Below are 25001 nucleotides of genomic sequence, written 5' to 3'. Positions count from 1 at the left end.
ATACCAGTTGATCATAATTGAAAATACCGAATCGCTTGTTGTCACCCAGGCCATTTGGACCCGTACCGTAAAAAAAACTCAGCCGAACTGAAAACACTACAAATTAAGGCATCTGCGAGACCGTAACGTAATAATTCACTAACGACGTCAGGTTAAGCCATTTGCAATTAAGTTCAGGAATTGGGATTGACGCAATTACTGATTTCTTAGTAGAAACAAACGGAAAGATTCCACTCACTTTTCAGGGATGAAAGAACAGGGTCAATGGATGATCGATCCTTCAGACAACGCTTGCAGATCTGCTGGTTAAAGTGCGACAACGCTTCAATAAGCAGGACGCGTTGTCGGCGTGCTTTTACCGTTTTGGAACTGATCACGGTCATCGCCATTGTGACTGTGCTTCTTGCGCTTCTATTACCTTCTCTCGGTTCCGCCAGAGAATCAGCACGGCGGATCCAATGCCAAAACCAGTTGCGACAACTGGGAACAGCCTTGCAGGGGTATCATGAACTCAACCGCAGTCTTCCCCCCGGATTTCAATGGGAAGAAACGGAGCAGTCGGCATATGGCTGGTCGGTACCGCTGTTAAGTTTCATGGAGCTGCGTGCCGTTTATGAACAAATTCATTCAGATCGTCTTTTATCAGATCCTCAGAATGTCAACGCTCGGTTCTGCTCAGTCGCTACCTTCCTCTGTCCGTCTGATATTACAAACAAGACTTTCATGTTGTATGAGGAAGATGAGGAGAGCACATCCGAATCGCCGACTCCGTTGTTTGAATTGCCCACGACGAATTATCTAGGCGTTTTTGGAACGATCGAGGCTGATGACGGTTACCCCGTACCCAAAGGGGATGGAGCATTCCTGGACACCAAAGCTGTCCGATTCGTCGAGTTCAGACGTGGCTTGAGTAATACCATCATTATTGGAGAACGCACGATGGCGACTGTTCCTTCCACGTGGCTAGGGGTGGATGCACGAGGAGAGGATGCGGTCTGTCGACTGGTTGGGAGCGCGATGACCTCCCCTAATTGCGTCGATTGTGATGAATGTGAATTCACGAGTCGCCATCCCGGGGGAGTCAATTTTCTCTGGGGCGATGGACACGTCGAGATGGTTTCAGAAAACATTGATCAGGCTCTTTACAGATCGCTGTCAAAACGGCAGGACGACACGTACTCAAGCATTCACGCATCTACTCTCGAAGATTAACTTGCAGTTGCAGAAATCAATAGGAACCATTCAATGTCTCAGTTACAACTGACTAAATGCGAACTCGAAGTGATGGATGTCGTGTGGGCACTCGGCAAAGCGACTGTTCAGAATGTGGTCGATAAACTCGAACGCCCCCTTGCATACACCACGGTAATGACGACGCTGAAAATCCTGGATGAGACTCGTGGTGTATTGCGAAAGGAAATGTGTGGACGCGCTTATGTATACGAGGCCGCTGTCAGCCGAGAAGAAGTGAGTCGCTCCATGGCGGGCGATTTGACCAACCGGCTCTTCGGAGGTTCAGTGAAATCCCTCATGCTGAGCCTGATGGATCCGAAAACCATATCACCCGATGAAATCAGAGAACTGAAAGAAGCAATTTCGCAACTGGAGGAGCAGTGTTGAACTCATTGCATTTTCTGGAAACAGCGATCACCCTTTCCGTTCAGATTACGTTTGTCGTCGGTCTAACCTGGGGGTTGAATCAACTTATTCGTGAAGAGCGTAAGCGATGCCGTCTCTGGACGTGCTCTTATGCATTGATTCTACTGCTGGTTGGCCTGGCAGTGGCGGCACCTCACCCTCGGCTGTTCCATCCCTGGAAATCATTCAGCACAGAAAGTTTGGTTACACTCGCTGAGTTTGAACAAAAGAGTGGACAGGCTCTGTTACTGATTTGGTTGATCGGGTTCGTCGCTACATTAATGTTGATGGCGTTTCGGTTCTGCTTAATTCATCGATTCCTTAAAAGATGTCAGAAACTCGAACAGCATTCAAAGGCAGGCAAAGAACTTTACCAGGTTCTGTTAGACAGTCAGGATAATTTCAACCGGTTATTTATGAAGAATCGTCCGATTCAGGTGCTGGTGAGTTCGGAAGTCACGACACCATTTTGCTGGCAATTCCACTCTCCTTATGTCGTCTTACCCGAATACTTGATTGGCTTTGAACCGACCAGTATCGAATACATAGTTCGACACGAACTTGAGCACCTGCAAACTGGCCATCCGCTGCAATTGTTTCTGCAACGACTGGTAGAAGCGTTGTTCTGGTTCCACCCACTTGTCTGGTGGGCTACCCGAAAATCAGACCTCCATCGAGAGTTTGCCTGTGATGAAGCAGCCATTCAAACAAAGCAGGAGATTGTCGAATATCTGCGTACTCTGTTGACTATTGTAGAGTACACGACCAGCCATAAGGACAATCTGCCATCGTCGCTTAACTTCAGCCGTGGAAGACAGGCAATCGCCCGTCGCGCCGAACGGCTTGTAATGCTTGCGTCTGCCAACGGCGAATCGATACGAGCTCAATTGCCATGTCACATTGCGATGATCTGCCTCGTTTCGTTTAGCCTGTTGATCTCCTGGTTCTGGTTGCCCCTCAACGTGCTGGCTTCTACACGTTCCAACTGGTCCCCCTGGCCCAAATGGTCGGCAAGCGTTCTCCATGATCTGGGCGTCCCCGCCCGCGACTTTGAAATCTTCAGCCAACGTACAGAACTGGATGAAATGAAAGAACACCTTTCGCAGCAACGCAAAACACGGGAGTAGCAGCGTGCTTTTTATTTCCACACAACTACTAATTCTTTCGGACACGAATCTACACCCGGTTTGGTTTTGATGCCCGCACGTACCGATCTGTTTTTTTAACCTTTAATCCTAAACTTTTAGTATCTCTTCATTCGTCTCGAAATGGAGAATTGAAAGGAGCAGGCAAGGATGCCGACTTCTCTTACCGATGCCCCACCCAATTTATTGAATTCAGTTCCAAGTCAGATCTGGACTGTACGAATTCTAACTCGAATTCTTTTGCTCATCTTAATAGTGGCTGCACTCACACTATTCTGGCGAAAACAATTTTATTACCAGTACTTCCCCAAACGGTGGGCTGAAGTTTACCAGGGGGAGCTCTATCGCAGTGGTCAACTTTCAAATTCGCTGGTTACACGCGTACTCAAAGAGAACCGTATTGATGTCGTCGTTGATCTCACAAGCTGGGAGCCGGGAAATGTGGATCAACAGGCCGAACTGAATGCCTGTCACCAGTTGCAGATCGAACACCATCGATTCCCGTTGAAGGGCGATGGCACAGGTGATCTCGACATATACGCTGCGGCGGTTCATTGCATCGACAATGCCATTGAACATCACCAGCGTGTTCTCGTTCACTGTGCCGCTGGCCTTCAGCGTACGGGCGGCGTGCTCGCCATGTACAAACTGCATGTACGTGGCGAAAGCACCAGGAACGTCTTCAATGCACTGCAGCAATTTGGATTCTGGAACGAGTCGGTGAACGTCAAGCTGATTCCTTTTCTGAATCAAAACCGGCGAGAACTGGCCGAGAGATTACGGGGCACGGGATCAATGACTTTGAACCCCGCGGACATCCCCCTATTGGACGAGCAGAACAGTCCCTCAAAGGCCATCGAATGAGCCGCATCGCATGGTGCGACCTCTTCCGTCATCTCTTTGTAATTTGCTTTAGTACTCCCCCACCGTTGTCCAGGACATCTCTATCATGTCGAGTTTAACATCTCCCTCTATTGAGACTCCCCATTCCATTTCAACTTCTGAATCCGGCGGGAACGTCGCAATTGATTTAAGACCGCAGTCATCGGCTTCACGTCTAAGTAACAGCTTGTATGTCATCTACATGCGCTTCGCAGCATATTCAGGTCGATACCAAATCACGTTCGTCATGCTGGGCGTCATGCTCGCGTACTTGACGTCATTACGACTGACACTATTGCTGACGATGGCGGAACCTGGAAGCCTGTCTCTGAGCGAATTTGCACATGTATTTGTTACCGGAGTTCGCTTTGATCTCCTCGCCGTTCTCTGTTTTGCACTTCCGCAAATTATCCAGTTCAGTCTCTGGCCAGAAAGTCGACTGAACAGCATGTTAAGCCGCTTCTTCATCGAGACAGAATGGTTGATTGCTTTTCTCTTTCTACCTTTCCTGTGCGTGGCTGAGTTTCTGTTCTTTGATGAGTTTCAATCGCGTTTGAATTACATCGCATTCGAATATCTGGTTTATCCCACCGAAGTATGTTGCAACATCTGGGAGTCCTATCCACTTATTGATCTGTTGATTGCGATTGGTCTCGTCGGCATTCTTCCCTGGCTGGTTGCCCGTCGTCACTTTAATCGGATGTTGACCATGCCGTTGCCAACTCAACGACGACTCGGGTTTCTAGGCTGCTGTTTGACAGCGATCACGGTGCTCTGGTTCACCACGGATTCCACTAGTGCCCAATACACGAAAAACCGGATCACAAATGAGTGCAGCTGGAATGGGATGTACAGTTTCGTCTACTACGCGTGGACTTGTCATTTCGAATACGACCAGAACTATATCTCGCTTGACGAGAAAGAAGCGGAGACACGTCTACGGCAAATTGCCGTTCGTCCAGAGGATGAGCTATCAAAGTTCTCAACGAATCCCATTGATCGATTAGTGCATACTGGCAAACCACAGCAGGACTACAACGTAGTTCTCATTCTCGAAGAGAGTTTCGGTGCGAATTTCGTCGGAGTCCTGGGAGATGACCGAGGACTGACCCCGAATTTCGATGAGCTATCGAAGTCTGGGATTCTCTTCGACAATTTCTACGCGACAGGTAACCGAACATCGCGGGCTCTGGAGGCCGTGCACACCTCGATGCCTCCGATTCCGACGGAATCTATTCTGAAAAGAGACCACTCCGAGCGAGTATTCACCCTTGCGAATGTTCTGGAAGAACGTGGATATGAGAGATTATTCATGACCGCTGGTCGAGGGCTGTTCGACGGTGTTCGCTCTTTTATGACGTCTAATGGATACAACGAGTTCCGGGAACAGTCGGACTTCGAGGACCCTGTTTTTTCCAATGCATGGGGAGTCAGTGATGAAGATTTGTTTCGCAAGTCGCTCGGGGAACTTGATCATCTGCATGACTCAGGAAAACCGTTTCTCGCAACGCTACTCACGGTTTCTAATCATCGACCTTATACCTATCCGGAAGGACGCATCCCGGAAAACGCACAATCACGCGAAAACGCAGTGAAATATGCGGACTGGGCTCTGGGATACTTCTTCCGAGAAGCCAGGCAACATGATTTCTTCAAAAACACGATCTTCGTCGTGATGGGAGATCACGGTGCCCGCGTTTATGGCAGCCAGTCATTTCCCATGAGTTCCTACCAGGTACCCGTATTGATGATTCACCCTGATGTTACGCATGCGGAAACACGCTGTCACACTCTGGGTTGCTCACTCGACATCCCGTCGACGGTGATGGGACAACTGGGGGGCGTGTATCAGTCCGTGTTTCTTGGACAGGATGTTCTGAATATACCTGCTGAGGAAGGAAGGGCCCTGATGCAGCATAACCACGACGTAGCGTTACTGGACGCACAAAACCGGATGCTCGTACTCGGGTATGGAAAGCAAGCGACTCAGTTTCAATATGAGCCCGATTCTCATGACTTGAATCAGCAGTCAAAAATGAGTCCCGAAATGTTGGCCAATACCGCGGCCTGTTTTCAGTCAGGCTATCAGCTTTACTACGAAGACCGCTGGTACCCCGATGTTAAAGATTAATTTCAATCCGATTTACTTTTCCAGACAACAATCTCTCAAGCCCTCCGAATTTTATTCTGTGTCCACGAACTGTTCTCTCTATGCATTCTCACTCGCAACAATTTCTATTTCTGTTTGGACTGCTGCTGGTATTCTTACTAACGGGCTGTTTTTCTGCTCGAGCGCGCTCCCCGCAATTAGCGACAACTCGTCGAAGAACGGAATACCGAAAAGACTTGCGTCATCAATCAGTATTCGAGCGATCTAAAGACGTTGATCAGGAATTGCCACTGGTAACCGTTTCAATTGAATCCAACAGCTTGTCATTAATCGAACCGGAAAAGCTGTTCGAGAATCATGATCCCCATTCCCCTATGACATTAGGTTCAACGGATCAGCTGGAATATGAAATGCCTCCCGACATCGGAACTACTGATGTCACCCTGTTTGATCGCGTAGTTGAAGATCATTACTAGTTTTATTCCAGCGAGAATTTAGAATTGATGACCTTCGGCCTTATTGGTGGTGCGCTTATGGCGAACTCATCCATCGATGAAAAACTACGTCATAAAGTTCAGCAGAACATACGAAGTGCGACATCCGATGACTGGTTTGAAATGCTCCACGCGCAAAAGGAACTGGGTAATGGATATTACACATTACCCCTGTTTGCAGCTTCCTGGATGGTTGGTGAGGTCTTCGACGAGGATCCACGGGCGGCTCTTGCAGGAACTTGGGGAGAACGATCTCTGCGGGCATTTGCGGTTGGTGCTCCCCCCATGTTGCTCGCACAGCGCGTCACAGGAGCCTCGCGACCTGGAGAAGCGACCTACAAATCAAATTGGAATCCGCTTCAGGACAACAACGGTGTGAGCGGGCATAGTTTTATGGGAGCGATCCCATTCCTGACCGCTGCAAAGATGACGGACGAGCCTTGGTTGCAAACTCTATATTACGGCGGTTCGACGCTCGCTGCATTCTCCCGTGTCAATGACGATCACCATTACGCTTCGCAAGCGTTTCTCGGTTGGGGTTTCGCCTGGCTGGCCACACGGGCTGTCTTCAGCACTGATTCCCGTACCGTAAAAAAACTTAGCCGAACTCAAGACACTGTAAATCAAGGGTGCTGTGAAACTCTGACGGCATGTGTTCTCAGACAAGTTGGTAGCAACGCTCGCCGCCGCATTCAGTACAATCGTTGTCACCGGTCGTGAAGACTGTCAGCGATACACGTTTCGCGAGTGCCAGGGTTCAGAGAATGGCTATAGTTCCAAAGTAACCCTCCCCTTCACTTTGGTAACTGATTAGATGGAATTTGTGATGCAGCCCTGGCACCTGCTGGTATTCGCTCTGGCAAGTTGGGTGAATCGTGAACAACAATTGGCGATTGAATACCTCAAGACCGAAAATAGCATCCTCCGGGAAAAGGTTGGCAAGAAACGGGTCCTGCTGAACGATAACGAGCGTCGTCGCCTGGCGGTCAAAGGAAAGCAGCTTGGTAGGAAGTTGCTAAGTGAACTCGGCGCGATCTTCACTCCCGATACCATTCTCCGCTGGCACCGGGAGTTGATTGCCAGGAAATGGGACTACTCGTCGGAGAAGAAACAAGTTGGTCGACCTCGTATTCGAACGGAGATCGTCGAACTGATCTTGAGGTTTGCGAAAGAGAATCCCACGTGGGGAGCTGATCGAATTCAGGGTGCTTTGTCCAATGTTGGTTTTCACATCACCGACACCACCGTGCGGAATGTGCTGAAGGCGAACGGTATCGAGCATGCCCCAGATCGTCCCGCTTCAATGTCCTGGCAGACGTTCCTGAAAGCTCATTGGGAAGCGATATTCGCCGTTGACTTCACCACGGTAGAAGTCTGGACGAAGACCGGTCTGACGACGTTCTACGTCATGGTGGTGATGGAGTTGAAGTCACGACGCGTTGAGATCGCGGGGATTACGACGAACCCGAATAAGCAATGGGTGACTCAAGTTGGACGCAACCTGACGGGCAGTGACGGTTTCCTCGAAAACGCGACGCATTTGATTCTTGATCGTGATACCAGCTTTCAACCCCTGCGTTCGTTTCTGAGCGATCAGACTCAGATTGAGCCGGTGCTACTTCCTCCGAAGAGTCCCAACATGAATGCGTATCTCGAACGATTCATGAGAAGTCTGAAATCGGAATGCCTGAACAAGATGATCTTCTTCGGCAAACATTCCCTCGAACGAGTATTGCGGGAATACGTTGCTCACTATCATTCCGAGAGAAACCATCAGGGACTCGACAATCAGTTGATTGAACCAGATGAGGAATTCGGATGCGTCGCCGGCAAGGTTGAATGCCGTGAACGTCTCGGCGGTCTGCTCAAGTATTACTACCGCGACGCGGCGTGAAACCACTTCGCTAATAAACTCCAAATCTTGCGTCAATCCGCGCTACCGCTGCGCCCAGATGATGCTTTTCGTGTCGAATCCGATACTGCTTTACTGACCGCAAAACGATTCTCGTCCGAAATCCATCATTTGTCAGTAACACAACCGCTTGGAATCACTCGTTTTCAACGTCGGCTGAATAAATTTACGATACGCGATGATGTCATGGATGATGCGGGCGTTCTGCTAAATACCTCCCAAACGGGTTGTTTTGTTTATGAGACTCCACTGATTGTCACTTCCGAATCTCTATTACTAACAAACGAAATGATGGCTTTCCAGCAGGTTGAAACCGAACAGAATGAATCTAAATTCCCACTATTATTTACAATCCTGATAGGAGTCGGAGGTTCTTGGCTTCTGAAGAAACCAAGAAATTCCCGTAAACATCATGATGAAAAGAAACGAATTCACACATCAATAACTCAAGACCACAATTCGATGGAATCGGAAGAGAGTCTCATGAAAGCCAGGTTCGATGCCGTAGACAGCTTGTTTAGCGATTACGATTCTACAGACGATGAAGAGGAAGCTTTGTACGACACTTCAAATCATTCCTCTTTACATATAGAAGATTACGCTGAGGACGCTCTTAATCCAGCTCATGAAAGCCAATCGAGAGAAAAACTCTCTGTTACTGCTGTCAGAAAACCCGACTCCCGTAAACGCTGGTCACTGGCAACCCTGTGGTTAATTCTCTGGGGGTTGATTGGGGGATTCTTCTGTTGGCCGAACGCGGGGCCAGATACGGTACCGGAACTACAAGCGTCCGTCGCTTCCACCGAGTCGCACGACTCCCACGCTACAATCAATATGGGCGATGCCAAAGTTGGCATGAAGACGGTTGGCACCAACCCGCTCCGGGAGGAATACGACACCAGCCTTCCCGAAGTGGATCCGAAGACCTGGCAGTTAATGACGCTCAAGGCGCCGAAGAAAGATGGCTCCTGGTCCGACATCCAGATGCTTCGCCCGGTCGAATGGATAGAGGAGCAGTCGGCCCGCGTCGGTCACTCGATCTACATTTCCGTCCCGGAGTGCGGGATCGATGGTGATGCCGAGATCCTCGACATCAGTTTCTGCCCACCGATTGCTCCCGGTGACGGCGAAGTGATCACGGCGACGTACAAGCACCAGAACGCTTCGATCATCGATGTGAAAATTGCTTCCGAACCAGTCGCTCTCGGTTCCACCCCGAATCACCCCTTCTGGTCCGAAGACCGACAGCAGTTCGTTCGGGCAGATGAACTGAACCTCAACGAGAGGGTTCGGACGTTAGCTGGCGTCTCGATCGTCGAACAAATCCGCCTACGCCCCGGTCGGCATATTGTTTACAACATAGAAGTTAAGGGAGAACATGTTTACCATGTGGGCACCGGCGGGGTATTGGTGCATAATGGGGATCATTGTACTCGACTCAACGTGGGAGTGTCTGGCCATCATGTTCCTGCTATACGTAAATCTATCGGGAGACCATTTGAGGTTTCGAGAAGCGATAAGACTCGCCCGACATTTTTCTCCAGAGGTGACGATCCAGGATATGATCATTGGCGGTTACATAACGCTGAGCGAGAATTTATTGGTCCTCGTCAAGGAGAATTCAATGGCACTGATGACGAATTACTCGAAGCATATCGGCAAGCATACAGAGGACTTGATGACATTCGGCTCGATGTCCGGTCTCCCAATGGCGAGCATGTGTTAGGTTTAGACGTAAGTCCTGCTGAGGGTGTCGAATTGATAGCAAACTGGTTGTTTGGACAAGGGTTAAACTAGAAATGAAAGAAATATTAAGCATCACGGAATCCATTTCTCAAGACAAGATTCTTAACTCAGAAACTTTTGATCAGCTGGATATTGACCTAGCCTTAGATTCGAGAGATTCTCCAGATTTTGAAACAGATTGGTTGAGAGTTCATAAGCTTATGATGGATCAAAAAAACAATGGTGAGTCAGACGCCATTGAAGCACTTCGGCGACTCGCTTATGAGAAAGTGTTTGAACATACGAGTAACCCAGAATTAGCTAGTTACGTTTCAGATGATTTAGGGCTTATCGGTTTGGCTCTTGAACTTGGTGAGAATGATCCGTGGTTAAGTTCACTTTGGAACGAGTACCGAAATCATAGATTCCCGCATACACGACTGGAGCCATACCCGGGTACGTCGAATAGTTGATCTTTAGGCGATGCTAAGCACCTTTCATCAGCCCCTGCCCACCAATCGCTCCCGGTGACGGCGAAGTGATCACGGCGACGTACAAGCATCAGAACGCCTCGATCATCGATGTGAAAATTGCTTCCGAACCTGTTGCTCTCGGTTCCACACCGAACCACCCCTTCTGGTCCGAGGACCGACAGCAGTTCATCCGGGCAGATGAACTGAATCTCAACGAGAGGGTGCGAACGTAAAAGGGGCGGTGGCTTACGGAACCTCGAATTGAATGAATCCGATTTCGAATTTCGACCGCGGCGTGGTGCCGACTGCGTTCTGGATTGCGATTATGTTTAATTCCTTCCCGATAATGTGCTCAATAAGCAGCACTGACAAGAAAAGTGGAGGACTTGATGGAGGACTTTTCAGTATCAACGAAAAAAGGACTCACATCTTTCGACGTAAGTCCTTATATAGCGGAGAGAACGGGATTCGAACCCGTGGAGCCTATTGCTAGACTCACTGGATTAGCAATCCAGCGCTTTCGGCCACTCAGCCATCTCTCCGGGCAGGAGCGGTAAACTCCTGTAATTCAATATGTTAGGTCTCAACCGGGGCTCCGAATCGTGGAGATGCTCGGCTGATCTGGAGTAATCTAGTCAGTTTTCAGGCAAAAGGGAAGAGATGTCTCTCCTTTCGTCTGCTTTTATTGGCAACTCCAAAGTAGAAAGGGCGGTCTGTAATTCAAGTGGCATGTCTGGGTGGACACTTCGCAGGTCAAAGGAGTTCGGCACGGGCTTGCAGCGAATCGGTTTTTTCAATTTTCTTACTGTGCGGCTGACGCGACATGATATAGGGTGGACCCATCAGCAGAGAGTTTCGTGCTGACTTTCTTTTGGCCTCTCCCTTATGGCCGCTCCTCTGAATCTCTGCTGCTCGCTGGATTACAACACTTGAATTCCCAAAACTGCACTCACTCTTATCTGCTTTGGATCAGCCTCCTCGCGTTGGGAATGCGGCTTGGTGTACTTGTCTTTTATCGTGATCAACTCGGGATGGATGTTGATGCCTATCTAGCTCATGCGCAGACGTTATTAGACAATGGAGGGTACTTCAAACCGGGAACTGAGGTTCCCACCGCTTTCCGGCCTCCCCTGCTTCCCATTCTCTATGCCGCGATCTTAAGCCTAGGTGGCGGTTTGTGGGGAATCGGAATTGTACAAGTGATGCTGGGAACAGCGTCTGTATGGTTCACTGGTAAGACCGCCTCCCGCATGGGGAATCAGGCGACTGGGGCCGTGGCCGCTGGAGTCATGGCTTTCGATCCGCTACTACTTTTCGCCACCGCCAGCCTGATGACGGAAACGCTGTTCGTCTTTTTACTGAGCCTGTTTTGCTGGCGAGTCTCGGCCATTAATGAAAAATCAGCAGCGTTTCCGCTGGTTACGTTGGGACTTATCGGCGGGGCCTTGGCTCTGTGTCGTCCGGGCATCTGGGCTTGGGGTGGGCTCGTCGGTGTGAGTTGTCTGATTATTGCAATTCGAAAAAAGCGGATGGGGCTATTTCTGCGGCAGGGAATTCTAATCTTTACCGGTATCTCTATCGTCGTCCTTCCCTGGGTCGTGCGGAACTGGGTTGTGATGGGGCAACCGATCCTTACGACGACCCATGGCGGCTACACTCTTTTGCTTGGCAATAATGAGACTTTTTATAAGGAAGTCATTTCGCAACCTTGGGGGACAACCTGGCAAGGGGACTCTCTCGACAGGTGGCAAATCGAGATGGAAGCGGAGATGCGAGCGGACCTCGGACAACAAGAGGCAACAGGAGAAATCGCCCGGGATCGGTGGATGAATTCACGGGCGAAGAACTGGATTGTCAATCATCCCGGTTCATTCTTCGACTCGAGTTGGTTACGGCTAAGGCGGTTTTGGGCTCTGGCTCCCCATTCCGTTGACGAAGAAAATCGAATGATTGGGATCGCCATCAGTGGATATTACATACTTCTCTATCTTGCCTCGATTATCGGCTTGGGGTTTTGGCTCCTGTTTCGTAAATCGGAAGTCCCGGTCGTCCGAGTGCTGACCTTCACTTTACTCTGCGTAGTAAGCCTCACTTTAATTCATCTGGTTTACTGGTCGAATATGCGAATGCGGGCTCCGGTCGATTTCTGTCTGGCAATCTTCGCGGGAGGCATAGCATTGGGATTCACAGAGAGGCGATTGCACAGAACTGCTTCGACCAAGGATAAATGAGATCCGGAAAAGCGGTAAGTCCTTTTAGGTCATCCGGATAGGACCCTTATTGACACTATTTGGCAAAGCGACCATAATCCCCGACCGTTAATCTCCACCAGTCTGCCTAAATCCAGCGAAGAACTTTCTTCGATGCGAAGAGGGAAGGACTGTTCAGAGTTCGGAATGGATTCCGTACTCCGCCTTCAAGTGATGTAAATCCGTGTTGGGCAAACTCATTATCACGCGAAATGGATATCGCCTGTTCGCCAGCGCAATCCTTTGGATGCTGTTGGCCATGCCCTCGCTTCGCGCAGCCGAAACGAGTGAAACAGAACTCGTGCGCGCTCCCATCACGATCGCCTCCCGTTTCTCTCAGCAGTGGACGGAACAGAATCAGCTGATTCAAATTCTGCGTGGAAATTGCGTTATCCAACAGGGGGCAACGACGTTACGCTCTCAGCAGGCTGTGGTCTGGCAACGTTCCGAGCAGTCCGGGGATGAAGTGACTCATTACCTGACCATCTTCCTGAAAGATGATGTTGAGGTCGAAGAACCGTCCCGTTCTCTGCGTGAACCCAGTCTGGTCCGACAGATGCGAACGCTCTCGGATGTATCCATCGACATTGGAAAAACAATCAACGAGCCCGCGCCGGAAGATCCGCTTCTTAAGCAGGCGATTCAACAGGCTCAGGGAGTGCGACGTAGTAATCTGCAGCCGACTCAGTTTGTTGTGCAAAATCCGGAGACCGACCTCTCCTGGCAGGGAGTGACAATCCCTTCGACTGGTTTGAAAAAACATATCACGATTGAGGGGCGGAGCACTATTCAACCGAGCATCAGTTCGATTGAATCACATGATACAACTCCCCCTGAAACAGTAACTATAGCCACGGGCGGAATCACCGTACGCGTATTCGACGCGGAAGAATTTGGAATCGTCGACCTCACTGCGGATCGTATGGTCATCTGGGTTAAGTCGGACGGAACAGGCCGTCCGTTGTCGAGCCAAGAGTTTGATGGCAATGCCCCTCTGCAAATTTACATGGAGGGGAATATCATCATCCGGCAGGGGCGCGACACGTTAACGGCGACTCATGCGTATTACGATATTACCGACGATCGAGGTCTGTTGCTCAATGCAGAACTTCGTGCCTACGTGGATGAACTGCAAGGCGATGTCCGGATACGGGCGCAGCAACTACGTCAGAAAAGTCGCGAGTCTTACCACGCCCAGAACGCCTGGGCAACGACGAGCCAGTTTGGTGAGCCAGGTTATCGGTTACGGTCTACCGATATCTTTCTGGACTACCGCTACAATCAGAACTGGCTGGGGCAAGGGAACTACGATATCGATCCGGCAACCGGCATGGCCATTCCCAAGGCAACGCCCTGGGTAACCAGCTTGAATAACACCTTAACCATTTCCGAATATGACATTCCGGTTTTGTATTCTCCTTACCTCAGTGGTCCAGCTGAAGACCCGAATATCCCGATTCGTTCAGTGACGTTTGAGCAAGACAGTATCTTCGGTACTCAGGTCAAAACAGAGTGGGATATGTTCAAACTGTCTGGTATTAACAAACCGGATGGCGTCGAATGGGGGCTGCTTGCCGATTACCTTTCCGATCGAGGTCCTGCAGTCGGAATGTCCACCGACTACAGTGGAGAAGATCTGTTTGGGATCCCCGGGATATACAACGGCGAAGGCCTGGGCATCTTTATCTATGATGAAGGTGAGGACAACCTGGGGCGCGATCGACGCAGCCTTGAACCCAAACAAGACGAGCGCGGTAGAGCCCAGTGGCGGCACTGGCAGCGGCTGGAACCATTCGACGCGCTGGTCATTGGCGAGTTTGGGTATTTGTCTGACCGTAACTACCTCGAACAGTATTACGAAAAAGAATTCGATCGTCGCAAAGACGTGGAAACGCTCATCTATGGTAAACAGGATTATGAAAACTGGTCCTGGTCCCTGTTAACGCGACCACAAGTAAACAACTTTGAGAACACAACCGAATGGTTGCCCAAGCTCGACCTGTACGGACTTGGAGAACCAATTTTAGGCGAATGGTTAACATGGAGTAGTCATAGTTCCATCGGTTATGCCAATCTGCAACCGGCAGATCCTCCAACCGACCCCAACGACCTGTTTACACCGATCCCCTATATTACGGACGATTCGGGCATGGTCATGATGACGCGGCACAAGTTGGAAGCCCCATTTAATCTTGGACCCGTTAACGTCGTTCCCTACGTCATGGGAGAGGCAGCTTACTGGGATGATGGGATCAACAACGATCAGATTGATCGCTTCGTTGGTCAGGGCGGTATCCGCAGTAGCTTGATGTTCTCCCGTATCTTCCCGAATATCTACAGCGACATCTTCAACTTGAACGGTCTCGCTCATAAGATCCGACTGGAATCGGAATACGCTTATACCGACGCCTCCCGATCTCTAAACGACATCCCGCAGTACAACGAAATTGATGACAATGCTCAGGAACGTTTCCGTCAACGGTTATTAACAAATACGTTTGGAGGAGTGTTGCCCGCTCCCTTTGATCCCCGGTTCTACGGGGTCCGAACAGGTGCTGGCACAGACCTCACCGCCCCCTACCATGAGTTGGTCGAAGATCAGCAGGTGCTGCGACTCGCTTTACGTCAGCGATTACAGACAAAAGTTGGTCCTCCAGAACGGCAACGAATTCGTGACTGGATGCGGCTCGATATGGGTGTTTCCTACTTCCCGGATCAAGATCGAGATAACTTTGGTGAAGACTTCGGTCTCTATACCGGAAGTTATCAATGGAACGTAGGCGAGCGTACCAGCATTCTGGCGGATGCCCTGTACGACACTTTCGACGATGGTCAGGAGCTATGGAGCCTGGGAGTCCTCAGTCAACGTTCGACACGCGGTTCTGTTTACGCGGGTATCCGACAGGTTAAAGGGGGCGACCTCGATAGTAACATCCTGACCGCGAGTTACAGTTACGTCATGAGTCCCAAATGGATTTCGACGATGGGAACCGCTTACGATATCGCAGAAGATCAAAACCGCGGTCAGACGCTTACGGTTACACGAGTGGGTGCCGACTTCCTCGTTCATTTTGGTTTCGGTGCTGATGCGAGTAAAGACAACGTCAGTTTCGGTCTCTCCATCGAACCCAAGATTGGCCCCTTCAACGCCTACAGCTCGCAATTGAGTTCACTCTTGAATGTGCGGTAATCACCTGAAGGTGACAACCCAGGAATAGAATCATGCAGACTCGTTTGAACAGCATCTTGAAAGAAGAACGTCCCGTCAAACAGCGGGCCAGTTGGCGACAGTACCTCATCGAACTTGAACGAGGTTTCGCACAGATTATCCGTAGCGACAGCGTCTTTTTCTTTCACACGTTCTGCCTGACCATTGTCCTGACTTGTTCATTCATCCTGGGTCTGTCGATGATGGAATGGGCCATGGTCGTTCTCTCTTGTACCCTCGCCATTTCCGCCGAGATGTTCAACAAAGTCCTTAAAGCGATCTGGGACAACCTGGGGCATCACTTCTCTGAAGCTGCCCAGAACAGCATCCGCATCGGCACCGCCTCCGCCACGCTGACGCTCATCGGTGCCAGCATCACTGTCGGTATAATCCTCGGCCACCGGCTGTGGGAATTGTTACATTGAGCGTGTGATTAGCTTAATGACCTTTTAAGCCCACTTATCACATGAAAGAATACTCCCCATTACCCAATCATGGGTCGTGGTATTCCATTGGGATAACGGGGGCTCGCTTCCGATTCTTCCCCGTCGGTCTTCTCCTGCTTGTCGATTTCCGTGCCCCGTTTGCGGTACTCTTCCTGCTCTGCGAATAGCTGCTCGAACGTTTGCGATCGCAGGTCCGAAACTTTGCCCGGTTGTTTCCCCAACAGGCGGGCGACTTTTTCCATTTGTATTGCGGAAAGGTCTTCAAGGCTTTGCAGAGCCCCTCCCTGCAGGGCGGCGAGTGGTTTGCCGTTGTAGTAGACGATCTTATTATGAGCCGACGTTGTTACGCGGGCATGCTCCGTCAGGATACCAACCAGATTAAGCGGGTCGGCCGCACAGACGACCGTGTATTCGTCCTGGGGTTTTTCATCACGCAACTCACGAAGTTGCTTGACGGTTTCACCCAAGCCAAATTGTTCGCCAGCGACTCCGCGAATAAATCGCCCACCACGAATCTCACCTCGGGCTTCCAAGCGGCGATAGACTTGTAATAGTTCATACCAGGAAGGGGTTCCCTGTTCCCGCTGCAGCAAATCTTTGAACACAACACCCCAACGACGCAGTAACAACCACGCCCATTCTTCGGCGGGATTGAGTTTGGGATCCGACTTTTCAACCTCTTCAATCATCTCCTGGTCACTCGCTCCCGGATCGCCCGATTCCTGTTCACCACTGAGTTCTTTGTTCCAGATTGCCCAACGCCCCGCACTGCCCGTGTCCGACCGTCGTCGAAGTTTTCCCCGTTTCAGTTGGGCACGGCCGTTACGTTTGTCTTCTTTATCGCTAATCAGGTTCCGAAGCCCCTCAAAGCCATCGGCCGTAACCAACCCCCGTGCGACCAGTTCCCCCAGGGCCGCTTTCAAATGGCCGGGTAACATGCGAGTCTCGCTGAGCAATTCGCGAAAGAACATCGCGCCAGTTTTTCGCAATTGTTCCAGTACTTCTTCCGCGGGGCTGCTAAGTCGATGAGATTCCGGTGGTGGTTTGATTGCCGTTAACCAGTCCAAGTCTTCCCGCAACCAGAGCGCGACCGGCATGATGCGGGTGAAGGTGGCCGTCGGGCCTGTTTCCAGTTCATCCTGCTTCGGAGGATAGAGCCGACCCCAACCGAGTTCCCCCGTCAGGCACAGTTCATCCAGCCAAGCCGGGTTGTATTCTGCAATTCGGTCCGGCAACAAATTTCGCTCCCACGCCATCGCCGCCGCGTCGACCCCTTCCAGTAACTGGAGTACTTCATAAACCCCATTCGAACCACTTCGAGGCAACTTCTTATCGAGTCCATGGTGGCGGAATAGAAATCGAAGAAACGTCGGTACATCCACTGGTTCAATTTGCTGTCGCAAACCTGCGATGGTCAAACGATGAATTCGTGAGAGCAATCGACGGTGACACCATTCCTGCTCGCGCTCGGCTGCCAGTTCCGGTGTGTTGGTCTGCTCAGTACTGGTCTCCTCTGTACTGAGTTCGTCCTGTGATGCTTCAGTGTCCGTAGCCGCTGCCGTTCCTTGTTCTTCTTCGCTCTTCGACTGAAATGAACCAAATGAGAACAGGCCCCGCAGGACTGTCCCCTCCCCTTCGAGTGCTTCGAGCAGTAGTTTAGTGTGTTCTACTTCGAGCGAGAGTCGTTTGGCGACTTCGGTCGCTGTGATTGGGCCGCAGATATCCAGCAAACCACGAACATAGAGAACCTTAGCTTCAATTGAATCCCAATCTTTACGCAGCGCTTCGGGCACAGGCCAGACAGGTTCCAAAGGAGCATTCGGGAAGATTTTCTCAAACAACGGAACTCGTTCCGTCGCGACCCACGCTTCCTCACCATTGGGTAGACGCGTTAAGGCGGCTCGTTTTTCACTTTCCAGTTGATCATAAAAACGGGTCCATTCCTGTCCCTCACAAATCGGCAAGGCAACACGAACCATCAACACGTCGTGTAGTTCATCGGCAGTTCTAACCAGGGGTTCGGCTTCGGTTCGTACTCGTGCAATCGCTTCGGGGTCGAGATGCGCCAAGTCACTGACAGACTCGACCGCCATCCCGCGTCGTGTACCTACCGTGCGGGCGCGGCGTTCCTGTACCTCACCACCATCCAGAAAAGTATAAGGATTCGAGTTGAGCAATCCATAACTGAAGGGCGAGGGTTCGCGGGTATCGCGTGCGATCAATGTAATCTCGCCCGCTTCCACCAGTCGCAGCGTTCGTTCCAAGCCTTCAATGTCGATAATCTCGTGCAGGCAGTCTTCCATCGTCTGGTTGGCTAGAGGGTGGTCAGGTACCTCGTGGTCGCCTGTATGTTCTTCCTGACAACCCGTCAACTTGGGGAAGACGGCCGTCAACAGATCGTCCGCGCGAAAACGCTGGAGCGCTGGAGGAACTTTTTTGCCGAACTGGAACTTCGTGACCAGTAACGCCCGTGTCACATTCCAGCGCCAGCGAACCTGGAACATTGGAACAGTCAGCACTGCCTGTTCCAATAGGCCCCGCGAATTGTTTGAGGTGAGCATCGGAAAGAGACTCTCGATCGGAAAGCTGTGTTGTGGTCCGAGAGAGAGAATCCAACCATCGTCATCCGCCGTCGCCTGTAATTCAAAATCGAAGGAACGGCAGAACCGTTTACGCATGGAAAATCCCCATGCCCGATTGATACCGGCACCAAAAGGGGCGTGCACGACGAGCTGCATTCCGCCCGACTCATCAAAGAATCGCTCGAAGACGATTTGTTTTTGATTTGGTAGCAATCCAATCGCTTCCAACTGCGCCCGGCAATAAGCAACTGCCTGCCGTGCAATCTCCTCTGAGCAGAACGTCTCTTCCGCTAACCAAGTGGTAGTCGCTTCATCGTCCTGAGACTTCAATCGTGTTTCGAGTGCTTCCCGCAACAGCGAGACTTCTTCGGACAACTCGAACGTGCGGCCCGGAGCTTCTCCCTGCCAGAATGGAATCGTCGGTGGAGCCCCCGCCGCATCGGTCACTGTGACATCCGATCCGCGCACATGTTGGATGCGCCAGGAGTTGTTCCCCAACAGGAAGACATCTCCCCGGCTGCTCTCGACGGCGAACTCTTCATCGAGAGTTCCTACTACTGTCTTTTCCGGATCGAGAACGACCCGATACGAAGCGACTTCGGGAATCGCTCCGGCGTTACACGTTGCAGTAATACGGGCCGACTTCCGGGCGCGGATTCGTTTTTGAACCTGATCATGATGGAGGTAACGCAAGTTGCGGACACTGTTCTGCGAAACCCCTTCACTCAGATAGTGGATCGTTCGGTCAAATTCCTTGCGCGACAGATTGCGATAAGGATAAGCGCGGATGAATAATTCATACAGATCATCCGTGCCCCACTCTTCAGCAGCAACCTCGGCGACGATCTGCTGAGCGAGAACATCGTAAGGATGTTCGGGCATTGGCAAGACATCTAACCTGCCCGATTTCACCGCACGGATCACGCCCATACATTCGATCAACTCGTCCCGTGTGAGGGCAAATAATCGTCCTTTGGGAATCAGTCCCAATGAGTGTCCCGACCGACCGATGCGTTGCAGGAACGTCGAGATTGCCCGTGGTGATCCAATTTGAATAACGAGATCGATGTAACCGATATCCAGTCCGAGTTCGAGAGAGGCGGTTGCGACGACCGCTTTCAGCTCCCCCTCTTTCAGTTTGCGTTCCGTCTCCAGCCGAATCTTGGCAGACAAGGAACCATGGTGACTTCCAATAACTTCTTCGCCGAGCAACTCAGTCAGTTGGTGCGTCAATCGTTCGGCCATTCGCCGGGTATTAACAAACAAAAGCGTGCTGCGGTGAGAATTGATCATCTCGACCAGTTGTTCATTCACTTCATCCCACTGCTCGTGCATGCAGACTGCTTGCAACTCCGAACGAGGAGTTTCGATGCCTAGATCAAGTTGTCGCGCATGACCGACGTCGACAATCTCGCAATAGTCGCTCGGTAGAACTTCGTCATCCGGATTAACGGGATGCGCCATCGGAACTGGTTCATCACCGTTTGACGGTTCAGGCTCGAGGACTCCAGGCTGCTCAATGTTGATCGATTCTCCCGGCCAACCACCGACGAGAAATTTGGCGATTCGAGACATGGGTCGCTGTGTAGCCGAGAGGCCGATTCGCTGAATGGAACGTTCCGACACATGTTCTAACCGTTCGAGGGAAAGCGCCAGGTGCGAACCTCGTTTGTCACGAACAAGGGCATGGATCTCATCGACGATCACGGTATCGACTTGACGCAACGTCTCGCGTGCCTTTCCTGCTGTTAACATCAGATAGAGCGATTCCGGCGTCGTGACCAGAATATGAGGGGGCTTGCGAACCAGCGAGGCACGCCGAGAAGGTTTGGTGTCGCCCGTTCGTAAACCAACACTCAGGTGCGGCATGTCGATACCTTCGGCCTGAGCCAGCGCCGTAATTTCGGCGAGTGGTTCCTCGAGATTTCGGTGCATGTCGTTAGAGAGCGCTCGGAGCGGCGACAGATAGACAACTTGGGTCTCTTCCGCCAGGTTACCCTCGAGAGCTGAAAGCAGCAGTCGGTTAATGCAGGAGAGAAAAGCGGTGAGAGTTTTACCACTACCTGTCGGGGCGGCGATCAAAGTCGGTTTGCCCGCGGCAATCACCGGCCAACCGGCCACCTGAGGCTCCGTTGGACCGGCAAACCGGGAAGCGAACCATTCCCGGATCACCGGATGGAACGTCTCCAGTACCGGGTCCATGACGGTTGGCGGTTCTACCGGATTTTCAATCGACAAATTACATCCCCCCTGAAAGCGACTCTTAAAATCGACGCCTTTCATTCTATACGACAGAATCACTGGGACAATCTTGGTCTGTCGAGAGTCCCTGAACATTGGCAGGAATCCAGTGTTTTCACGGTGAGGCTCCCTGAGCCTATCTCACCGTTGAAATTGTCGCCTGTTCTCCACTTCAAAGAAACCTCCCCCACCCTTTATCGAACCTCTGGATAGTAATTCCGCTGCAACGTCGGAAGGATCTTGCATGTATCCTGCAATGTCTTGCGATCACCTTGAAAGCGGATGCCAAGTAGACTGTTGCATAATTAAACAAAGTATCAATTTGAAACGATAAACGTTCCGAAACAAAACGAGATTACCCTACGATTCCCACATTACCTAAGGCTCTCATGTTCCCTTCGTTGTCTGGTAGCGGGGCCACGCATCAATTCTGATCGATGTTTTGTCTCGCGAGCGATCATCTTGGTTGTTGAACGATCATTATTTAAAAATAAACAGTATTTGATGAATCAGTGACCGTTCAGACGTCACTGAACACGATTTCGCAGAGTTAGATTTGTTGCAATCCGTTCATTAACAAGACTATGTGAACAATTCTGGATGATTGATTTAGCTTAGACGCCTCTTTGATATTGGCCCAAGCCTTAAGGTTTACTACTTAGTACACGAATCTAAATCGAATTTACCGGCACTTTTTGCCGAAGTGGTACCCGAGTTGCATTTGTATTAGTCACAACACTAGCTTTCCCATATCAAGGAGGAGAAAACATGCTGGTACTTTCACGAAAATGCGGCGAAGAAATCGTTATTGATGGAAACATTCGGGTCCAAGTAATCCAGTGTAGCGGTGGTCGAGTTCGATTGGGAATTTCCGCTCCTGGAGACGTCGCTATCAAGCGGTCGGAACTCTTGGAAAAAGAAGAACTTTCGACTAAGCATCTTCCATTCGGTCACATCTCCGAATCAGCTACATTAGAGTTTGTTTAGAACTCGCCGTTTAGTTAAATCGAACGAACTCTTCCGCCAGTAGTCAGCAATAATTACGCTCATCATGTTGCTTGATGAAATTTCATGGAATCATGTTTACGGGAAGAGTCTACACATGCCATTTTGCACCAAGATCTCAAATCAAGTAAAAGCACTGCTCATAAGTGGGGTCACCGTTATAGGTGTGGCCACGGCAGCTGCATTCACTGCGATTTTCGCTGAGGACCGCGATATCGGAATCACCGCCTGGGTTGCTGTCGCCGTAGTAGGCGCGGCGTCCATGATCGCTACTGCTAAAAACAGCAGTGCAAATAACAGTAGCGTAAGAAACATTGAGTCAACGGAATTACGAGATCCGGAAGAATCCGATTCTCGTTCTCCTCATGACAAGACTGTGTTGATTTCTGATTAATGCTCCCGATCTTGAATGAGTAAAACAATGGCAAAATTTGAACGCATCTCTGAAGAAGACATCCCAGAAGAAATTGCCCGTATAGAGCGCATTGAGCAGCTTGCCAAGTGGTTAGATGACGCCTACCGTATCCCCGGCACCAATTTCCGCGTGGGTTGGGATACGATCATTGGCCTCGTTCCCGGTATTGGTGACGCAGCGACCACTTTGATGTCCGCGTGGATGATTAACGAAGCGCGTCGACTCGGTGTTTCCCGCTGGACACTCTTGCGTATGGTTTCCAATGTCGGCATCGATGCGATCGTCGGGATCGTTCCTTTCGTCGGTGACCTGTTTGACGTCGCCTTCAAGTCCAATCGCAAAAACATGAACCTCCTCCGAAAGTCACTGGCAAAACGTCCTTCTCGCCAAGTGCAACCAAATGGAGTCGAGGTTGAAGTCTTAAAGCCCGCATCGCGAAGCAAGGTTTCTATGTAATTTGCCAGTCTCCACCAACCGGTGTGCACCTCTCGGTTTGAAGATGGAGCTTCGGGGCAAGTCGATTCGCTTTCTGCCAGAAATTGGCTATAACAAATGTATCTCCGGGCAACCGCTGTCTCGCCCTAATTCTGTTGTCACTCCATCAGGCTAGAGCGCATTCCAGATAACTGTAGCGTGTTCTGGCGGCGAAGCCAGCAGCTTTTAAAAGCTTTTCGAGACCGATAGCCGCCACACTAATCCTGGACAGGATCTAAGAACGAAATGAACGAGCCGAAGTCACTCTTGGATTCCGATGGTAACCCCATCAAAGAACATCCCGATGCCCCTCCTCCCACGGAGCGAACGAAAGAGCGTAAACAGGAAGAGGAAGATTTCATCTCGGTGATTATCAAACGGTCCGATGCGGCCCAGCGTCATCCGGATGATACGCTCGAAAAAGCGATTGAAGAAGGAAGTGAGCAACTTAAACGTCCCGCTGTCTCCCTCTGGTTGTCATCGATGGCTGGTGGAATGATTGTGGGATTCTCCGCGATGGCGGTCGCCGTCATGGTGACTTTAACTCATCCCTTGGAGAATGTACTGCTCACTCGCTTGGCCTCTGCTCTGGTATATCCTCTCGGATTCGTGATCTGTATTATGAGCGGTGCGCAGCTTTTCACCGAACACACAGCCACGTCGATGTACCCTTTTCTTGATCGTCGCAGCACATTTCCGAAATTGTTACGCCTCTGGTCGATTGTAATTGCCGGAAACCTGATCGGAGCGGCGATCATTGGATTTCTGCTCAGCATCGCGGATAATGTTGTGAAGGCAAAAGAAGGTTACCTGCTGATCGGAGAGCATCTCACGGAGTATTCATTCGAATCTTTATTCGTGAGCGCTGTGCTGGCCGGATGGTTAATGGCATTGGGGGCCTGGCTCGTTTTGGCCACTCCCCCGGACAGCAGTCAGATCATGGTCGTGTTTATTGTGACTTTTGTTATCGGGCTCGGCGGGCTTCACCACTCCATCGCGGGTTCCGCCGAGATGTTCACCGCCTGGTTCATTGGCGACAAGCATACTCCCTACGAAGTTTTTCGGTTCATTGGAATTGCATTATTAGGGAATACGTTCGGCGGCAGCATCTTCGTGGCCGTTTTAAATTACGCCCACATCCGCCAGACGCAGGTCTCCGAATAAGCGGCACGCAAACCTAGACGGTCCATATTCCGTCACCATTCAAATATTGAAAACATGCAAACACAGAAAAACCCTCGACTGGAAATCCAGGTCGAGGGTTTTTTAGGGAAATCTCGCGAAGCTCTTAAGAGCCGGAGTTCATTCTCAAATTCGCCTTACTTGTAGATTCCGAAAGAGAATCCAGGAGTGTTGACGGTAACGCCTTTTCCGTAACCACCGTATCCTCCGACGTATCCATATCCACCGTAGTAAGGTTTGTTGTATCCACCGTGGAAGTGTCCACCGTGAGAATTGTGTCCGTGAAACTTTTTACCGTGGAACTTGTGTCCATTGAAGTGGTGGTTGTTGAACTTGTGGTTGCTGTGATGGTTGTTATGAAACTTATGTCCGCCGCCGAAGTGCTTGTTGCTATCGAAATGTTTGTTTCCGCCGTTGTGGCGATTGTTGCTGCCGAAGTTTTTGTTGCCACCGTTGCGACGGCTGTTGTTACTGAAGTTTCGGTTACCACCCCCGTTGGAGTTTCTTTTGAACCCACTACCCCCGTTTTTGCGACCCGCTTCCGCGGTATCCACGTTAGCGACACAGAACAAACCAGTAATAACAGCAGCGATAAGGAAGAAGCGTTTCATGATTAATTTCTCCGTGAAATTGAAGGTTTCGACTTCGTATTGAAGTCAGTTGTGTTGTTTGATGGTATTAGTAAAAGCACCCGGCGCGCCATCAAACGAACTACAGGAGAAATATGTATTTAACCTCCTTTGCAACAATGACTTATAAATTATACAATTTTAAAAACAGCGATTGGCACCCCGCCTAAAGCGCCCACATAAAGATAACA

At 50.5% G+C, this 25001-nt stretch carries 20 protein-coding genes and 1 tRNA gene; 18 read left to right on the top strand and 3 right to left on the bottom strand.

What is annotated here, in order from left to right; translation table 11 throughout:
- The first annotated feature begins 264 nt into the window (after positions 1-264).
- The 11 genes from Pla110_RS20190 to Pla110_RS22740 all read left to right on the top strand — a co-directional run bounded on the left by Pla110_RS20190 (position 265) and on the right by Pla110_RS22740 (position 10612).
- Positions 265-1212, top strand: coding sequence for a DUF1559 domain-containing protein (locus Pla110_RS20190; RefSeq protein ID WP_144998622.1), 948 nt, complete (start codon positions 265-267; stop codon positions 1210-1212).
- A gap of 33 nt (positions 1213-1245) precedes the next feature.
- Positions 1246-1620 (top strand): BlaI/MecI/CopY family transcriptional regulator, encoded by a 375-nt coding sequence (locus Pla110_RS20185; RefSeq protein WP_144998619.1) that lies wholly within the window; start codon positions 1246-1248, stop codon positions 1618-1620.
- Positions 1614-2765, top strand: coding sequence for a M56 family metallopeptidase (locus Pla110_RS20180; protein ID WP_144998616.1), 1152 nt, complete (start codon positions 1614-1616; stop codon positions 2763-2765). Before Pla110_RS20185 ends, Pla110_RS20180 begins: the two co-directional genes overlap by 7 nt.
- A gap of 168 nt (positions 2766-2933) precedes the next feature.
- Positions 2934-3647 carry a protein-tyrosine phosphatase family protein gene (locus Pla110_RS20175; protein WP_144998614.1) on the top strand — a complete coding sequence of 238 codons (714 nt, stop codon included), beginning with the start codon at positions 2934-2936 and terminating at the stop codon, positions 3645-3647.
- A gap of 85 nt (positions 3648-3732) precedes the next feature.
- On the top strand, positions 3733-5796 hold the full coding sequence (locus Pla110_RS20170) for an LTA synthase family protein (RefSeq protein ID WP_144998611.1): 2064 nt from the start codon (positions 3733-3735) through the stop codon (positions 5794-5796).
- Between the two features lie 215 nt (positions 5797-6011).
- On the top strand, positions 6012-6251 hold the full coding sequence (locus tag Pla110_RS20165; RefSeq protein WP_144998608.1) for a hypothetical protein: 240 nt from the start codon (positions 6012-6014) through the stop codon (positions 6249-6251).
- 57 nt (positions 6252-6308) lie between these two features.
- Positions 6309-6989: a phosphatase PAP2 family protein gene (locus Pla110_RS20160; RefSeq protein ID WP_197440332.1), complete on the top strand. Its 681-nt coding sequence runs from the start codon at positions 6309-6311 to the stop codon at positions 6987-6989.
- Between the two features lie 106 nt (positions 6990-7095).
- Positions 7096-8163 (top strand): integrase core domain-containing protein, encoded by a 1068-nt coding sequence (locus Pla110_RS20155; protein WP_144998603.1) that lies wholly within the window; start codon positions 7096-7098, stop codon positions 8161-8163.
- 501 nt (positions 8164-8664) lie between these two features.
- On the top strand, positions 8665-9978 hold the full coding sequence (locus tag Pla110_RS20150; RefSeq protein ID WP_231742671.1) for a polymorphic toxin-type HINT domain-containing protein: 1314 nt from the start codon (positions 8665-8667) through the stop codon (positions 9976-9978).
- 2 nt (positions 9979-9980) lie between these two features.
- On the top strand, positions 9981-10379 hold the full coding sequence (locus tag Pla110_RS20145; protein ID WP_144998597.1) for a hypothetical protein: 399 nt from the start codon (positions 9981-9983) through the stop codon (positions 10377-10379).
- A gap of 65 nt (positions 10380-10444) precedes the next feature.
- Positions 10445-10612, top strand: coding sequence for a hypothetical protein (locus Pla110_RS22740; RefSeq protein WP_197440331.1), 168 nt, complete (start codon positions 10445-10447; stop codon positions 10610-10612).
- A 220-nt stretch (positions 10613-10832) separates the two neighbouring features.
- Here Pla110_RS22740 and Pla110_RS20140 read toward each other — a convergent pair.
- Positions 10833-10921 (bottom strand) — tRNA-Ser (locus tag Pla110_RS20140).
- A gap of 387 nt (positions 10922-11308) precedes the next feature.
- Between Pla110_RS20140 and Pla110_RS20135 the strand changes: the two genes are divergently transcribed.
- From Pla110_RS20135 to Pla110_RS20125, 3 genes are all read left to right on the top strand, one after another.
- Entirely contained in the window at positions 11309-12610 is a 1302-nt protein-coding gene (locus Pla110_RS20135; protein WP_144998594.1) for a glycosyltransferase family 39 protein, read from the top strand.
- Between the two features lie 202 nt (positions 12611-12812).
- A complete protein-coding gene (locus Pla110_RS20130; RefSeq protein ID WP_144998591.1) occupies positions 12813-15818 on the top strand; it encodes a hypothetical protein in 3006 nt (1001 codons plus the stop codon).
- Positions 15819-15850: 32 nt separating this feature from the next.
- Entirely contained in the window at positions 15851-16261 is a 411-nt protein-coding gene (locus tag Pla110_RS20125; protein WP_144998588.1) for a diacylglycerol kinase, read from the top strand.
- A 59-nt stretch (positions 16262-16320) separates the two neighbouring features.
- On the opposite strand, the gene Pla110_RS20120 is transcribed toward Pla110_RS20125, so the two are convergent.
- Entirely contained in the window at positions 16321-21102 is a 4782-nt protein-coding gene (locus Pla110_RS20120) for a DEAD/DEAH box helicase (protein WP_231742668.1), read from the bottom strand.
- 771 nt (positions 21103-21873) lie between these two features.
- Here Pla110_RS20120 and Pla110_RS20115 point away from each other — a divergent pair.
- The 4 genes from Pla110_RS20115 (at position 21874) to Pla110_RS20100 (ending at position 24163) form a co-directional block, all read left to right on the top strand.
- Positions 21874-22092, top strand: a complete 219-nt coding sequence (locus Pla110_RS20115; RefSeq protein ID WP_144998585.1) for a carbon storage regulator — start codon at positions 21874-21876, stop codon at positions 22090-22092.
- 115 nt (positions 22093-22207) lie between these two features.
- On the top strand, positions 22208-22504 hold the full coding sequence (locus Pla110_RS20110; RefSeq protein ID WP_231742659.1) for a hypothetical protein: 297 nt from the start codon (positions 22208-22210) through the stop codon (positions 22502-22504).
- A 27-nt stretch (positions 22505-22531) separates the two neighbouring features.
- Positions 22532-22981: a DUF4112 domain-containing protein gene (locus tag Pla110_RS20105; protein WP_231742657.1), complete on the top strand. Its 450-nt coding sequence runs from the start codon at positions 22532-22534 to the stop codon at positions 22979-22981.
- A 264-nt stretch (positions 22982-23245) separates the two neighbouring features.
- The gene (locus Pla110_RS20100; protein WP_144998576.1) at positions 23246-24163 is read left to right on the top strand and encodes a formate/nitrite transporter family protein; all 918 of its coding nucleotides are present in this window, start codon (positions 23246-23248) and stop codon (positions 24161-24163) included.
- A 155-nt stretch (positions 24164-24318) separates the two neighbouring features.
- Here Pla110_RS20100 and Pla110_RS20095 read toward each other — a convergent pair whose 3' ends face one another.
- Entirely contained in the window at positions 24319-24792 is a 474-nt protein-coding gene (locus tag Pla110_RS20095; protein ID WP_144998573.1) for a hypothetical protein, read from the bottom strand.
- Between the last annotated feature and the right edge of the window lie 209 nt (positions 24793-25001).

The sequence above is a fragment of the Polystyrenella longa genome (genome assembly GCF_007750395.1).
GTDB lineage: Bacteria > Planctomycetota > Planctomycetia > Planctomycetales > Planctomycetaceae > Polystyrenella > Polystyrenella longa.
Note: the sequence above shows the minus strand (reverse complement) of the source record. Positions and strands in the feature narration are given on the sequence as shown.